The sequence below is a fragment of the Streptomyces sp. NPDC024632 genome (assembly GCF_055559175.1).
This window is the reverse complement of record NZ_JBVHLD010000003.1, coordinates 430596-444575: the sequence shown is the minus strand read 5'-3', so window position 1 is coordinate 444575 and position 13980 is coordinate 430596. Positions and strand designations below refer to the sequence as shown.

General features: G+C 71.3%; 6 protein-coding genes. 4 read left to right on the top strand and 2 right to left on the bottom strand.

What is annotated here, in order from left to right; translation table 11 throughout:
* Nucleotides 1-14: 14 nt before the first annotated feature.
* Nucleotides 15-1370 carry a hypothetical protein gene (locus ACZ37P_RS09325; RefSeq protein ID WP_467345776.1) on the top strand — a complete coding sequence of 452 codons (1356 nt, stop codon included), beginning with the start codon at nucleotides 15-17 and terminating at the stop codon, nucleotides 1368-1370.
* Nucleotides 1371-1499: 129 nt separating this feature from the next.
* On the opposite strand, the gene ACZ37P_RS09320 is transcribed toward ACZ37P_RS09325, so the two are convergent.
* Nucleotides 1500-3119: a recombinase family protein gene (locus ACZ37P_RS09320; RefSeq protein WP_467345774.1), complete on the bottom strand. Its 1620-nt coding sequence runs from the start codon at nucleotides 3117-3119 to the stop codon at nucleotides 1500-1502.
* Between the two features lie 208 nt (nucleotides 3120-3327).
* The gene (locus ACZ37P_RS09315) at nucleotides 3328-6735 is read right to left on the bottom strand and encodes a CARDB domain-containing protein (protein WP_467345772.1); all 3408 of its coding nucleotides are present in this window, start codon (nucleotides 6733-6735) and stop codon (nucleotides 3328-3330) included.
* A gap of 518 nt (nucleotides 6736-7253) precedes the next feature.
* Here ACZ37P_RS09315 and ACZ37P_RS09310 point away from each other — a divergent pair.
* The 3 genes from ACZ37P_RS09310 (at nucleotide 7254) to ACZ37P_RS09300 (ending at nucleotide 13943) form a co-directional block, all read left to right on the top strand.
* Nucleotides 7254-8525: a hypothetical protein gene (locus ACZ37P_RS09310; RefSeq protein WP_467345771.1), complete on the top strand. Its 1272-nt coding sequence runs from the start codon at nucleotides 7254-7256 to the stop codon at nucleotides 8523-8525.
* Nucleotides 8526-8741: 216 nt separating this feature from the next.
* Entirely contained in the window at nucleotides 8742-9524 is a 783-nt protein-coding gene (locus ACZ37P_RS09305) for a TIGR03936 family radical SAM-associated protein (RefSeq protein WP_355349564.1), read from the top strand.
* A gap of 216 nt (nucleotides 9525-9740) precedes the next feature.
* Nucleotides 9741-13943: an Rne/Rng family ribonuclease gene (locus ACZ37P_RS09300; RefSeq protein WP_467345768.1), complete on the top strand. Its 4203-nt coding sequence runs from the start codon at nucleotides 9741-9743 to the stop codon at nucleotides 13941-13943.
* Nucleotides 13944-13980: the final 37 nt, after the last annotated feature.

The window sequence follows — 13980 nt, the reverse complement described above, 5'->3', positions numbered from 1 at the left end:
CGGAGAGTGGCAGCATGGCTGAGCACGAGCCGAACCAAGGTCTCAAAGCCCTTCTGAGCGAGGCCCGGTGGTCCCAGGTCGAGCTGGCCGCCGCAGTGAATCGGGCTGCCTCCGAAGCGGGCGTTCCGGTGAGCTGTGACAAGAGCAATGTCAACAAGTGGCTCTCAGGTACGCGCCCACAGGCGAAATGGCGCCCGTTGATCTTGGAGGCGTTCTCCCGTCGGTTGGGCCGGCCAGTCACCCATGCCGAAGCTGGCTTACCGCCTTCGGTGGCCGAAACAGCGACTCTCGCGGCGCTGACCATGCCCGGGGACACTGTGGAGGGACTGGTCACTATCGGGAGAGAAGACATGGACCCCTCTCGGCGGAAGTTCTTCACGACGACGCTCTATGCAGCCGCGCTGCCGATCCCGGCCTACATCGACCTGGCGGGCCGTTCCGAGGCACATGCGACCGGCCGCGCAACTCGGATCGGAGCGGGCGAGGTTGCCACGGTTCGAACGATGACCGACCGCATCGCGGACATCCTTGATGAGCTTGGCGGAGGACACGCCCGCCCGATGGCTGCGGCGTTCCTCGTGAACACGGTCGCGCCGTATCTGCGGGCCGATGCCTCCGAGACCGTCCGCAAGGACATGCTCGCCGCCGCGTCCGACCTCGTGTACCTCACCGGCTGGATGGCCATGTACGAGAAGGCGCACGGGCTCGGCCAGCGCTACTACGTACAAGCCCTCCACTTGGCCGCCGACGCCGAGGACCATGTCACCTACTGCCGCACCCTTCGCGGTATGGCCCTTCAGGCTGCCAACCTCAAGCACGGGAAGCGATCGTTGGAACTCGCCGACTCCGCGGCGGAGGCAGCGCCGAAAGCAGGACCGCGGCTGCAAGCATTCCTGTCCGGGCAGCAGGCGCAAGGCGCGGCCCTCGTCAAGGACAAACGGCTCGCCTTCGCCCGTCTCGCGGAGACTCAGGCGGCGCTTTCTAAGGCCGACAACCGGCGTGACGCCATTGGCGGCTACGACCAGGCTGCCTATTTCTTCCACGTGTCCAGCGTGCTCTACGCCCTTGGCGACGTGCCCGGGTCCATCGCGGCCATGCAGGATTCCAACCGCGTCCGTCCTCCTATTGAGAAGCAGGGGCGGGCGCACGCCAACGGCTTGCTCGCACAGCGTCAGCTCGAAGTCGGCCACCTGGAGGCTTCCTGCGCCACCTGGTCCAACTTCCTCGACGATTACGAGCGCCTCTCATCCTCGCGCGCTGATGAGCATTTCGGCGCTCTCCGTCGTCGTCTCCGTCCTCACCTGAAGAACCATCACGCACGCGAGGTCTACGAGCGGGCACAGGAACTTGCCCGGCAGAAGGCCGCATAGCCGCGCCTGTCGCTATCCGGGCATGAAGCCCTGCTCAACTGCCGCGTGACCTAAAACAGGCGGTCGGTGAGTGTTGGGCCAGCCGCCGGGGGTCCGCGTAGCGGGCCGCCTTGTCAGTCCGAGCGCCGTTCAGAACTTTGCGGCGAAGTCGTCTTCCTTGCGGACGAGACGGGCACGTACGTCCTTGGGGATGAGGAGGCGGAGGTGGACCTCGGGGGCGCGGACGTGGGGGATCTTGGTGCGGGTGACCTCGCACTTGATGCCCACGCGGAGGAGGTCCTCGGCCATGGCTTCCATGCCGCCGCTCTCCCACTGCTCGCGGTAGGTCTTGCCGTTGTGGACGGTGACCCAGCGGTCCTTGGTGGTCTCGGGGTCGATCGCTTCCAGATCGGAGATCAGCTTGTCGAGAGTCGCTTCCGCCTGCTCCCTGGTGAAGCGTGTCTTCATGAAACGGCCGCCAGGCTCAAGCTCGCGCATGTAGTAGGCCACGGACTCTTCGAGTCGCTTGACCTCCTTCCGCGCTTCCTCGCCCTGGGCGTACTCGCGCGTCTCGACGGGGTAGTCGCCGATCACGGACAGCACGTCATGGGCCAATTGGGCGTAGACCTCTTCGGGGTTCGGCGCGCCGAGGCCGCCACTCTTGCAGCCACCGCAGCGCAGGTAGCTGTAGGAGCCGTAGGAGTTGGTCGTCTTCTGGACGGTGATGTTGGTCTCGCAGTCGGGGCAGATCAGGACTCCGAGGAACTTGGTGGCTCCGCCCGGCCGGCGAGCAGGCTGGTCTTTCGAGTACTTGTCGAGGGCGCTCTGCAAGGAGGCGAACTCGTCCTCGGTGAAAATGCCCTCCGCGACCCGGATCGGCTTGCCGTCCTTACCGAGAACGGCCTTCGAACGTCGCTTGCCACCGGTCTTGTCCTCCTCGACCCGATAGCCCATGAGCGCGGGATTCCTCAGCCTGCGGAGCAGTGTTGAGGGCGTGAGGCCGGCCCCGCACAAGCCTGCCCTCACCAGCACTGCGACCATGCGCCGGGCTGAGGCGGCGTTCGTCCTCATGGCGGCCCGCCGACACCAGTGCAACGCGCGGTGCGCGTCTTCATCGATCCGGAGGACGGCTTTCCCGTTCTCGTCCCGTGCGGTGACGTATCCGTACGCGGGCTTCCCTACCAACCATTCACTCTGGGACTTGGCGTAGTCCCAGAGGCTCGTGACACGCGTGCTGGTGTTGGTGGCCTCGATCTCAGCGATGCCGCCAATGATCGTCACCATGATCTTCCCGGCCGTGGTTGTCAGGTCGATGCTGTCGTTCTTGGAGACGAGATTCTTCCCGTACTTCAGGCACCAGTCGATCATGGCCGCCAGGTCCGAGAGGCGGCGGACGAACCGGTCGAGCTTCCAGAAGAGCAGTACGTCGAATTCGGGGGAGCGGTCGTTGAGCCACTGGCCGAGGTGCTTACGCTTCCAGGGCGGCACCTTCGTCGCGCTCACGTTGAGATCGCTGGCCACACCGACGACACGGCAGCCCATGTCCCTGGCGAGTATTCGCAGGTCGAGTTCCTGACGGACGGGTGAGGTCGTCTCTTCGGTGAGAACCGACAGGCGCACGGACAACAAGGCGCGCGGCGCGTCTGCGGGGAGCTGTGCTTCGGCCTTCTTCAGCTCTTCCAGCAGAGCGAGGTCGCCCTCGGACCATTCGATGTCCCTAGGCGAACGCTTCCGCTCGGCCATGGTCTGCTTGCCGTCTCGTCCTGTCATGCCAGCATGGTATTTGTTTTGTGGCCGTATCTATATGCCTGCAGATGGACACCCACATCCAGGTCGGCCCGACGGGGCAGAAGCTGCTGCCGCTGTCGGTCGTGAAGTGACGGTCGGCGCCGCCGCGAGGTAGCGCGACACGGCCCGTGGCCCCGCACGCAGGACGCGTGCGGGGCCACGGGTTTTTTCGGGGGGCGAGAGCCTTCGATTACGAGCCGTTGATCACGTACTGCGATCCGGGCTCGATGAGGACGCTGCCGTTGGCGGAGTTGGTGATGGTGACGTGGGACAGATTGGCGCTGCCCCGCGCGCCGCCCTGGGCGCGGATCCCGGCGCCGTTGTTGGACTTGTCGATGGTGACGTTGCTGATGGTGACGCCCGGCATGGCGCCGCCGCCGTTCTTGAACTGGATCCCGTCGTAGGTGGAGTCGGCGATGTCGGTGTCCCGGATGGTGACGCCGGTGATGTCACTGGTGGAGGCGAACAGGGTGATGGCCCCGAACTTCTGCGCCTCGCCCCAGAAGACGCCGCCGCCGCGCTGGATGCCGTTGTTGGCGATCAGCGTCTGGCCGGAGAACGGCAGCGGGTCGTGGTCGGTGGCCAGCATGATCGCCGGGTAGTTCATCGTGTCGTAGACGAGGTTGTTCTCGATGGTGTTGCCGTAACCGCCGTAGATGGCCAGGCCGTTGGCGCGCCAGGGCAACTGGATGGTGTTGTTCACGAAGTGGTTGTCGTGCGCGATGTCGACGGACTGGTCCTTGACGTACTTGTTGGCCCAGACCGCGAGCGAGTCGTCGCCCGTGGTGCGGAAGGAGGAGTTGAAGACCTTCGAATTACGGGTGCCGTTGGTGAAGTTGATGCCGTCGGCGTAGGTGTCGCGGATGCGCATCCCGCTGAATTCGAGGCCGTCCGCCGGTCCCCACAGGGCGGGGATGTTGTCGTAGTCGCGGCCGACCCAGACACCGACGTTGGCGTGCTCGATCCACACGTTGCTGATCTTGGTGTTCTTGCCGAACCGGCCGTTGAGGCCCACGCCGCCCTCGGCGTTGCCGTCACCGCCGCGGATCCGGCCGGAGCCGAAGATCGCGATGTCGGAGATCTGCGTGTTGTTGTCGATGTCGAAGCCGAAGTTGCCCTCGTGCGGGTGGTTGATGCTGCCCACGGCGTCCTGCGGCTGGATCAGCGAGTAGAGCTGCGAGTACCACATGCCCGCGCCGCGGATCGTGACGTTGCTGATGCCGACCTGGTTGTACTGGCCGCGGTGCAGCGGGTCCTCGGTGAGGATCTTCTTCTCCTGGCGCCACTGGCCCGCCGGGATCCACACGCAGTTGATGAGGCCGTTCTGGTTGGCGGTCACGGCCCGCTGGATCGCGGCGGTGTCCTCGATCCCGTCGTCCGGGATCGCGCCGTACTCGGTGATCGACGTGCACTCGGCGGGCTTGGCCTTCGGCGGCGCCACCTGCTCCAGGTCGATCAGGTCGATGACGTAGAACGACGCCGTGTCGGTCGCGTCCCGCTGGAGGCGGAATTTGGTGCCCACCGGATACGTCGTCGACAGCAGCGCGTTGGACTCGTCGAACAGCCGACGGGCGTCCGCCTGCGGCGAGTTGGTCAGCGCCTCGGGGCCGTCGGTGTTGCCGTACAGCCAACTGTGCTTCGAGGAAAGGGTGATCTTCCGGTTGAACGTGTTGTTGATGTAGAGGCTGATCGTGGCCTCGATGCCGCCGCCGTTCGCGGCGTCGGGGATCGAGTTGCGCACCACGATCGAGTTGGTCGGGTTGGTGGAGGTGAACTCCACGAACTGACCGGTGGTGTTCAGCCGTACCGACTTGCGGCCCGAGGACTCGGTCGCGAAGTTGGTGTGGCCGAAGGTGCGCAGCGGGTCGGTCTCCAGGAGCGTGCCCTGGTACGTGGCGGCCTCGGCCTCGTACTCGGTGTACGGGACGGCCGCGCCGCGCCCGACCACGATCGAGCGGGAGAAGGTGTTGTTGGTCTCGTTGGTCTCGGCGACGACGTTGGTGGCGTCCGCGGTCGCGACGAGGGTGGCGCCGCCGCTGGTCGCGGTCCAGGTGCCGGTGACGTTCACGGTGACGGTCGCGCCCGCGGCGATCGCCGGGGTGCTGGTGTCGAGCGTGGTGCCGCCCACGGTGAGGCGGGTGACGGTGGCGACGCCCGTCGAGGTGGTGCCGCGGTTGTGCACCGAGACGGTGAAGGAGACGGCCGCGCCGACCGCGGGGCTGGCCGGGTTGGAGGTGATGCCGAGCACTTCGAGGTCGGGGCCCGGCGCCTGTGCGACGACCAGCTTCGTCGGTGAGGCGAGGCTGTTGTTGTCCTTGCTCTGCTCGATGACGGTGCCATTGGGGTCGACCACGGCCGAGACGGTGTAGCTGCCCACCGCCCGCTTGCCGACGGCGACCTGGACGGTGGCGGACGCACCGGCGGCGAGGGCGGCCACCGGGGCGCTGCCCGCGACGACACCGCCGACGCTGACATTGACGGTGGTCGCGGGCGACGCGGCGCTGCCGATGTTCTTCACGGTGGCGCTGACGTTCACGGTGTCGGTCTCGACCGGGGCGGTCGGGGTCCACGACAGCGCGGTGACGGTCAGGTCGGGGTTGGGCGCGGGTACGCCGATGACCTGCACCTCGGCGACCTGGCCGCCCGGGGCGCCGGAGTTGGAGAAGAACCCGAGCTGGAGGTCGGCGGCCCGGCCGGTGACCGGGATGGTCACGGTGTTCTGGTTGCTCGACGGGCTGAACGCGTAGTCCGCCCTGGCCTTCAGCGAGGTGAAGCCGGTCGCGCTCTGGCCGCGCCCGAGCACCTGGATGTTCTGCGTGCGCGGACCCCACGCGGCGTCGGGGTTGAGCTTGACGACGACGGAGGTGATGTCGGCGTCGGAACCGAGCTTGACCGTCAGCGTCGACGGGAAGCCGTTGGACTCCCAGTAGCTGCCGACCTGGCCGTCGTTGGCGTTGGGCGCGACGAAGGACTGGGCCGTCGAGGACGCCTCGATCGGCTTGCCGCGCGCCAGGTCCTTGCCCGTGCCGTCACCGGGGCCGGGATCGCCGGGGCCGGGGCCGCCGGGGTCGGTGACCGTCGTGCCGTGGATCTCCAGCTCGGATATCTGCGCGGCCGGCCACGCGGTGTTGGCGGTGATGTTCAGCCGTACGTAGCGGACCGTCGCGGCGCTGAAGTCGACCGTCACGGTGTTGGCGGAAGCCGGGTTGAAGGTGCGGCCCTGCGCGGCGGACAGCGTGCTGAAGGCGGCGCCGTCGGTGCTGCCCTGCACCGCGATGGTCTCGGTGCGCGCCTCCCAGCCGGCCGGCAGCTTGAGCACCACCTGGTCGACGGCGGCACCGCTGCCGCCGAGGTCGATCTGCACCCACTGCGGGAAGGTGTTGTTCGGCCCTTCCCAGTACGTGCCCTGGTTGCCGTCGGTGACCGCGGAGGCGGGGTATCCGCCCACCGCGCCGCTCGACGAAGCGGCCTTCCCCGAGGCGAGGTTGGGCCGGTCGGCCGCGGCGGCGGCCCCGGACAGTGGCAGGAGCCCGATGGCGATCAGACCGGCGGTGACCAGGCCGGTGATCAGCCGACGGCTGAGCTGTTTCCGTTTCATGTGTCCTCTGTTCAGTCGGAACGAGAGAGCGCGGACGACGCGCGGGACGCGCGGGGTTCGCAGGACGCGAGGCGGCTCCTGCCGTGAAGTTGCATACAGATGTGAAGAATTGAGAGAGCATTGACCAGCTTTTTGCGAGTCACATGTTGCGATCGTGTCACCGGCTTGTCAACGGTTTACGCACGTCATTCGATTTGTTGACAAGACCCGCGCATCCCCAACACATGCGCGCCGCCGACGACTTGACGGGGCGGGACCTGCGCAAGGCCCCTGGCCCGCGCCGTGGCGGAGCGTTTTCGCGCGGTGCCGCGAGCCGCGCTTCGAGGCGTGCGTGGAGCCGTACTCGCAGGAGTGCTCGCCGGAGCACGTCGAGCCGCGCCCCGGCCCGTGCGCGCGGCCGTGCCACGCCCCCGGCCGCCGCCGCGCGACGTCTCCGGGCGGTATCCGCCGGGTGCCGATCCGGCTGCGGACACCGCGCGGTACGCCAACCCGCCAAGCCCTGCGGGTAGGTTCACCGCATGGCTCTGGAACACCCGCGGGGGAGCGGCGACGGCTGCCTGACCGTCGCCATACGTATGCCGGTCCGTCTCGTCGCCTTCGCCGTCGTGCTGCCGCTGCGCCTGCTCTGGGACGCGCTCGCGACGGCCGGGCGCGCGACCTCGGCCGGACTGCGCTGGACATGGCGCCGCCTGCTGCTCCCGCCGCTGCGGGTCCTCGGCGCCGCGCTCGCCTGGGCGGTGCGCACCCTGGTGGTGATCCCGGCCGTCTTCCTGACCCGCTACCTGGTCGTCGTCCCGCTCGTCGCCCTGTGGCGGTACGTGCTCGTGCCGCTCGGCCACGCCGCCGCCTGGATACTGCGCATGCTCGGCACCGGCACGGGACTGCTCGCGCACTGGCTGCTCGTCGTCCCCCTGACCGCCCTCTACACGTACGTCCTCGCGCCCGTCGGCCGCGCCGTCCGCTGGACGCTGCTGACCCTCGGCGCGGGCCTGGGCGCGGGCGCCTCCTGGCTCGGCCACTACCTCCTGGCCGTGCCCGCCCGCTGGCTCTGGCACTCCCTGCTGGTGCCCGTCGCCCTCGCACTCGCCGCGGCTGTCGTCTTCTTCGTGCGGTACGCGCTGGTGTGGCCGCTGGCGGCGCTGTGGCGGTACGTGCTCACGCCGGTCGGCCGCGGCCTCGCGTGGACGCTGCGGATGACGTGGCTCGGCCTGCTCTGGCTGGTCAGAACCCTGGTCGTGCTGCCGGTCGGCTTCGTGTGGCGGCGCGTCGTCGTCCCGGTCGCACGCGAGATCGGCGCGGCGCTCGGCCACGCCTGGCGGGTGACCGGCTATGTCTCGCGCGCCGTCGGCCGCGGCGTCGCGTGGCTGGCCCGCGTGCTGATCGCGGTCCCCGCCGCCTGGGTCTGGAGCCGGACCGGCGCTCCCGCACTGCGCGCCGTACGGGCCGCGGGCCGCTGGTACCGGCGCGCGGTCCGGCAGCCGGTCAAGGACGCGGTCGCCGACGCCCGCCGCTCGCTGCGCGAGTTGCGCGCCGAGACCCGCAGGGCGCTCTTCGGCGATCCGGTCGGCGCCGCCGAGCGGCGGCTGCCGCCGCGGCGGGCCGGGTACGAGCCGGGGGCGTTCGGCCCGGCACCGGCGACGGACGCGGCCGACGTATCAGAGGCGCCCGATCCCGCCGACGCGCTGGTGGCAAGCGCGCACGCCACGCGAGCGCTGCCCCGGCCGGCGGCCCGCCACCGTAAGCAGCCCGGCCCCGACCTCGCCAAGCGGCGTCCGCCGACCCACCGCTGAGCGGGGGACCGGCACCGGTTCAGGGCGTTCCCCCGAGACTGTCGACCCCGGGTTGTCCACAGGGCGGGGGTCACCCGTCAACAGCAACGCGCGACGCGGCGTAACCTTGTAAAAGACAAGCGGGCCCGGTGACGGGCTCCCGGGACACGAGTACGCACGAGGGACTGAACGACACTGGGCAAGCGACAGCCCGAAGGTCCGCCGCCCGCACCGGCGGTGCAGCGCATTCGACTGCGCTACACCAAGCGTGGCCGCCTCCGGTTCACCAGCCACCGCGACTTCCAGCGCGCCTTCGAGCGGGCCCTGCGCCGCGCCGAGGTGCCGATGGCGTACTCGGCGGGCTTCACCCCGCACCCCAAGGTGTCGTACGCCAACGCCGCACCCACCGGCGTCGGCAGCGAGGCGGAGTATCTGGAGATCGCCCTCGCGCGCAGCGTCGACCCGGAGAAGCTGCGGCTGCTGCTCGACGAGTCGCTGCCCGCGGGACTCGACGTCATCGAGGCGGTCGAGGCCCGGACCTCGGGACTCGCCGAACGCCTCGAGGCGTCCGTCTGGCAGGTCAGGCTCGACGGTGTCGACCCGGCCGAGGCACGACAGGCCGTCGCGGCGTTCCTCGCCGCGGAGACCGTGGAAGTACAGCGCAAGACGAAGAACGGCATCCGCACGTTCGACACCCGCGGCGCCGTCACGCGCCTGGAAGTCGTCGACGACACGCCGGACAACGGCGCCGGGCACGACGCGGACATGTCCGAACAGGGTGCCGATAGGCCGCAGGACCGCGCCTGTGCGATACTGCGGCTGGTTGTACGGCACCTGACACCTGCCGTACGGCCCGACGACGTACTGTCCGGCCTCCATGCGACGGCCGACCTCGCGCCGCCGGTCCCCGCAGCGGTGACCAGGCTGGCGCAGGGGCCGCTCGACGAGGAGTCCGGCACGGTCACCGACCCGCTCGCGCATGATCGCGACGCTGTGACGGTACCTGCCGGGTCCGCGTAGCCACGTCGTCACGCGTCGCCGACGCACCAGGGAGCCACCCGGGTCCGGCGCCGCAGACCACATGAGACTTTCGTCGACCCGCCGACGCGGTGCCGACGAGCGACACAGCAGCTCCCGTGCGGCGCCCGCGCCCCCGGACAGCGGCACCGCGACCAAGCGGCCCGCCGCACCGGACATGGACGCGGCGCCCGGGAGCTCGACGGGAGCATTGCCCGAATGCACGACCAGACCGACTCCAACGAACCCACTCCCACATCCGAGCCCGCCGCCGAGGCCGCGCCGCCGCGCCGCCGCCGGGCCGCCTCCCGCCCCGCGGGCCCCCCGACCGACGCCGCCGGCAGCTCCGCCACCGCCGAGCCCGCGGCCCAGCCCCCGGCTCCGGCCTCCGACGACGCCTCCGCGTCCGAGGCGGCCGCCCCGCCGCGCGCCCGCCGCCGCGCCACCCGCAAGGTCGCCGCTCCGGCCGTGACCGCCGGTGACGAGGCCGCCTCCGACGGCGCCACGGCCGCCCCCATGAGCTCCGAGACCGCCGAGAGCCTGGCTCCGGCCTCCGACGACGCCTCCGCGTCCGAGGCAGCCGCCCCGCCGCGCGCTCGCCGTCGCGCCACGCGCAAGGTGGCGGCCCCGGCCGCGTCCACCGCCGACGAGACCGCTGCGGGCGATGCCCCTGACGGCGGTACGGACACCGCCGCGGCGTCCGGCCCCGCCGCTGACGACACCGCCGCCTCCGACGAGGCCCCCGCCGCGCCGCCGCGCGCTCGCCGCCGGGCCACGCGCAAGGTGGCGGCCCCGGCCGCCTCGACGGCGGACGAGCCCGCCTCGAACGATGCCCCTGACGGCGGTACGGCCGCCCCGGCGACCGCCGAGCCCGCCGCCGAGGCCCCCGCTGGGGACGCGGCCCCGCCGCGTGCCCGCCGTCGCGCCACGCGCAAGGTGGCGGCCCCGGCCGCCTCCACCGCCGACGAGACCGCTGCGGGCGATGCCCCTGACGGCGGTACGCCCGCCGCGGTGACCGCCGAGCCCGCCGCCGAGGCCCCCGCCGCCGCCGAGGCCCCCGCTGGGGACGCGGCCCCGCCGCGTGCCCGCCGCCGTGCCACGCGCAAGGTGGCCGCGCCCGCCGAGGCGCCCGCCGCCGACGGCACCGCGGGCGAGATCGCCGAGGCCCCCGCACCCGCGGCGCCCGTGGCGCCGCCCGCCCCGGCCGCCGAGCCGGAGCCGCGCGCCCGGCGGTCGCGCAAGCGCACGGCCGGAGCCCCTGCGGCGACGTTCTCCGCGGGCGACGGCTCCCGGCGGCTGAAGCCGGGCGCGCTGGCACCGCGGGACGAGGCCGAGGCCGAGAGCGACACCGTCACCGCCAGTGCGCACGACACGCCGGAAGAGCGCTTCGAGTACACCGGGAAGGCGCTCCAGGACGGCGACGAGTGGAACGTCGAGGTCGATGACGCGTACGAAATCCGCGGCTACGGCCAGACGGTCGAGGAGGCGAACGCCAACGCGGTGGCCGCCCTCGCCGAGGCGTTCGGCATCCCCGTCGCGTCCATCACCCTTGAGGTCAGGACCGAGGAGCGCCCGGCGCGCGGACGCCGCAGGGCGTCGCGTCCGCCGACGGCCGTCTTCCAGCCGCCGGTCTTCCAGGCGCCCACGGCCGAGCCTGTGGCGGCCGGTGCCGTCGCGGAGGAACCCGCCGTCGCCGACGAGGACGAGACCGAGGAGCGGGACAGCGGCCCGCGCCGTCGTCGCCGTCGCCGTGGCGGCTCCGCCGCGGAGCCGGTGACCGCCGAGGCGGCCACCGCCGTGGACGTGGACGAGGCCGACCCCGACGCGGACGACGAGCAGGACAACGACGCGGACGCCGACGGCGAGCACGACGGCGATGACCGCCCGTCCCGCCGTCGCCGCCGCGGCGGTCGCCGCCGTCGCCGGGGCGAGTCCAGCGAGCACGAGGACACCGCGTCCTCCGACGACGAGGACGAGTCGTCCGAGGGCGACGACGAGGAGGACTCCGCCGACGAGTCGGCGCACGACGACGACCACGGCTCGGGTTCCAGCACCAGCCGTCGCCGCAGGCGCCGTCGCCGTCGCGGTTCCGACTCCGGCGCCGACGACTCCGCCAACGGCGGCGACGACCCGGAGCGCACGGTCGTCAAGGTCCGCGAGCCGCGCCAGAAGTCGGAGTCCGGTGGCGGCACCGGCGCCGACGAGGTGCAGTCCATCAAGGGCTCCACGCGCCTGGAGGCCAAGAAGCAGCGCCGCCGGGAGGGCCGCGAGCAGGGTCGCCGCCGCGTGCCGATCATCACCGAGGCGGAGTTCCTGGCGCGCCGCGAGGCCGTCGAGCGCGTCATGGTGGTCCGGCAGAACGGCGAGCGCACCCAGATCGGCGTGCTGGAGGACAACGTCCTCGTCGAGCACTACGTCAACAAGGAGCAGGCCACCAGCTACGTCGGCAACGTCTACCTGGGCAAGGTGCAGAACGTGCTGCCGTCCATGGAGGCCGCGTTCGTCGACATCGGCAAGGGCCGCAACGCCGTCCTGTACGCGGGCGAGGTCAACTTCGAGGCGCTCGGCATGGGCAACGGCCCGCGCCGTATCGAGTCCGCCCTCAAGTCCGGCCAGCCGGTCCTCGTCCAGGTGACGAAGGACCCGATCGGCCACAAGGGCGCCCGCCTGACCAGCCAGGTCTCGCTGCCCGGCCGCTACCTGGTGTACGTGCCCGAGGGCTCGATGACCGGCATCAGCCGCAAGCTCCCCGACACCGAGCGGGCCCGGCTGAAGACCATCCTCAAGAAGATCGTCCCCGAGGACGCGGGCGTCATCGTCCGCACCGCCGCGGAGGGCGCCAGCGAGGACGAGCTGCGCCGCGACGTCGAACGCCTCCAGGCACAGTGGGAGGACATCCAGAAGAAGGCCAAGAGCGGCAACGCGCCGACGCTGCTCTACGGCGAGCCGGACATGACCGTCCGCGTCGTCCGCGACATCTTCAACGAGGACTTCTCGAAGGTCATCGTCAGCGGTGACGAGGCGTGGAGCACGATCCACGAGTACGTCACCCACGTCGCGCCCGACCTGGCGGACCGGCTGTCGCGCTGGACCTCGGAGATCGACGTCTTCGCGACGTACCGCATCGACGAGCAGCTTCTGAAGGCGCTGGACCGCAAGGTGTGGCTGCCGTCCGGCGGTTCGCTGGTGATCGACAAGACCGAGGCGATGGTCGTGGTCGACGTCAACACCGGCAAGTTCACCGGGCAGGGCGGCAACCTGGAGGAGACCGTCACCCGCAACAACCTGGAGGCGGCCGAGGAGATCGTCCGCCAGCTCAGGCTGCGGGACCTCGGCGGCATCGTCGTCATCGACTTCATCGACATGGTCCTGGAGTCCAACCGCGACCTGGTCATGCGGCGGCTGCTGGAGTGCCTGGGCCGGGACCGGACCAAGCACCAGGTGGCCGAGGTCACCTCGCTCGGCCTGGTGCAGATGACCCGCAAGCGGGTCGGCCAGGGCCTGCTGGAGTCCTTCTCCGAGACCTGCGTGCACTGCAACGGGCGCGGCGTCATCGTCCACATGGACCAGGCGACCACCACCGGCGGTGGCGGCGGCAAGCGCAAGCGGCGCGGCAAGTCCGGCAACGGCGGCGCGGCGGGCGACGGTCACGACCACGAGCACGAGAACGAGCACGTGCTGGAGGCAGACGCGGACGACGCCGACTCGGTCGACTCGGCCGACGAACTGCCCGAGCTGGAGCCGATCGAGGTCGGCGAGGCCGAGTTGGTGCCGACCGTCGGCGACCCCGAGGAGGAGTGGTTCGGCACCGCGGCCGAGGCCGAGGCCGCCGCCCACGGCAGCCGCGGCCGCTCCCGGCGGCGCGGCGCCCGTAAGGCCACCTCGCCCGCGGGCGCGCCGCCCGCGGCCGACCACGAGCCGGAACCGGCCGTCGTGGTCGTCCCGGTCAGCGAGCCCGTCATCGAGCAGGCGCCGACCGTCGAGCCCGAGGTCTCCACGGAGCCCCCGGCCCGCGCCCGTCGTCGCGCCACCCGCAAGGTGACGGCTCCCGCCGGGTCTCCCGCGGTCTCCGAGGACGCCGCCGTCGTGGTCGTCCCCGCCGAGGCCCCCACGGCCCCGGTCGAGGCCGCGCCCGAGCCCGAGGTCTCCACGGAGCCCCCGGCGCGCGCCCGTCGTCGTGCCACGCGCAAGGTGACGGCTCCCGCCGGGTCGCCTTCGGGCGCCGACGACGCGGCTGTCGTGGTCGTCCCGGCCGAGGCACCGGCCGCCGATGCCGCTGACGCGGAGCCCAAGAAGCGGGCGCCGCGCAAGGCCGCCACGAAGAAGGCTGCCGCCAAGAAGACGGCGACGAAGAAGGTCGCGGCCAAGAAGACGACCACGAAGAAGGCTGCCGCCAAGAAGTCGGCCGCGCCCTCCGAGTAGTCCGGCCCCGCGTGGCCCGCGCCCTGCCCCGGGCGCG